This is a genomic window from Breznakia sp. PF5-3 (assembly GCF_029504745.1).
Classification (GTDB): Bacteria; Bacillota_I; Bacilli_A; order Erysipelotrichales; family Erysipelotrichaceae; genus Breznakia.
The window spans coordinates 1-2,036 of the sequence record NZ_JAQFIQ010000080.1 but is presented as its reverse complement, the minus strand read 5'-3'; the positions used below and the strand labels follow the sequence as shown (position 1 = coordinate 2,036).

The following is a 2,036-nucleotide window of genomic DNA, read 5'->3' as shown; positions in this document are numbered from 1 at the left end:
ATAAGGAATGGTAGTATTTAGTTAGAAAAAAGAAGCAACTTTTATTGCTTCTCATATTACGGTTAGTTCATTTACACAGATTTTTTTACACTCTCTGATTTAAACTCGTTTTTAGCCTATTTCTTCCAACTTCCCTGTAGTATAAATTCCATTAGGAGTATAATCATTTTCGACTCGTCTTTTTATTTCGTCATCTGTTAAATTTCTGTCGTATACTTTTTCAATTTTAATATCTTTTTCTTTTAATTTTTTGACTTTATTTTTGGTTATGTTATCCAATTTATATTTCATATATGCTTTTTGACTATATGAATCATTTGTTCTATCACCAAAACTAGTTTTAGTTCCTGTTACTGTAACTTTATATAAAAATATCATATCGCCACTGGATTCATATTCACTACCTTCATATGAGCAAAAATATATTGCTACTATTTCAGGGTCTGATACAGATATATCTTTATCTCTATCTAAAGAGGAAAAGGAATATGAATCTAAAAATATATCTTTCTTTGCGTTATTGTTTGCAACATTGTCTGCAATACTTTTTATTTTATTTGCTTCCTTTTCTGAAAGCCTATTATAGTTTGTATATGCAATATCTAGCCCTTTCACTTTCCAAGATTTTTCATATTTTGTTACATTAATATTTGCTTTCTCGGCCAAATCCTCATCAAATTTCATTGTCAAAACAACTGTATCACCATTTTGAAGTTCTTCATTAGGCTCAATATTGTATGATATTGAATTGTAAAATTTTGTTAAATCTACATTTTCTTCATCATACTTATAGTTACTATCTACTGTGATACTTCCAGCACCAGATACTCCTTCATAATTAATATCAATATACTTGTCATTTGTTAAGTCTACATCTGTCTTTCCTGTTCCACATGCAAGCAATGAAATGTAAATACCCACGAATACAAAACTCATTATTACTTTTCTGTAGTTTTTTCTATTTTCCATTTTATGCTAATCTCTCCTTTTTACCACCTGTTAAATGATTTATAGCATATGTGTATCATAAATGCAAATCAACCCTATATATTACTTTGAAAAAGCATTGATGAGATTGCTATTCCTTTTTGTTCCCTTTAGTACTCATTTTTTGTAATAATCGATATGTGTTATTCGTAACAGGTTGATGATAAACTGTTTCTAATGTTTGATTACAAACATCACTGTACTTTGCTGTCAAGATCTCGATTTCTTTTGAAAATGGACTTTGTTCTATTTTATGATGAATCGTTTCTATTTGTAGATCTGTTTGAGAAATAAATAGTACTCTTTGTGCAATAATTTTTGTTTTCAAATATTTTGAATATGCTTTATCTTCAAACACTGCTGCATAACTTGCCAGCTTACTATGGATTCTATCCTTTGAAGCATACGACCTTTCTAATTCAATAAAAATTGCAATCTTTCCAGGGAATTCTTGATCTATCCTTTTGAATAAAATGATTGCATCTGGTTGATTTATTCTCTTTGGTAAGCATGACTCTTTTTCGCTAAGAATGCGATCAACTTTAAATTTGCTGTTTGCTGCCAAATTAAAAGCTTGTTTTACACACTCACAAACGGTTGCTACTTGTACTTGGTGATACACCCTATAAGAGGCAGCATTACGTAGTGTATCGCGATAATCTGTCACTGGATACCCAAGCGCATTCATCATCTGCAGACCTTCCCTTCCAAGCGTTACGGCTTTATAGCCCGTCTTACCACTCAATATATAATCATGAGGAATGAACATTTTCCGTATTTTCAAAAATCCATACTTTGCTAACTGATTTATTCTTTCATCTATTGTTCTTTGTTTACAATCTATTTTATAAAATTTCAAAATGAAGCACATATCTAAAAAGCCGTATCTTGCTATTTTTTCCATTAACATTCGATCCTCTATATCTATTCTTGGTTTTGTTTTATGTCCCATACTTCTCCTCGTATAATGTGTAGTGTAATCAGTTGGCTTTTCCAACTTGATTGTATTGTTCTTCTAATCTAAGATAATGAAGTGTTCTGGGAATAAG

2 protein-coding genes are annotated in these 2,036 nt (G+C 30.3%); both read right to left on the bottom strand.

Going from position 1 to position 2,036, the window contains the following annotated elements:
* Window positions 1–111: 111 nt before the first annotated feature.
* Complete coding sequence (locus tag M2475_RS11320) at window positions 112–969, bottom strand: hypothetical protein (protein ID WP_277491641.1); 858 nt, start codon at window positions 967–969, stop codon at window positions 112–114.
* 109 nt (window positions 970–1,078) lie between these two features.
* A complete protein-coding gene (locus tag M2475_RS11315) occupies window positions 1,079–1,939 on the bottom strand; it encodes a hypothetical protein (protein ID WP_277491640.1) in 861 nt (286 codons plus the stop codon).
* Between the last annotated feature and the right edge of the window lie 97 nt (window positions 1,940–2,036).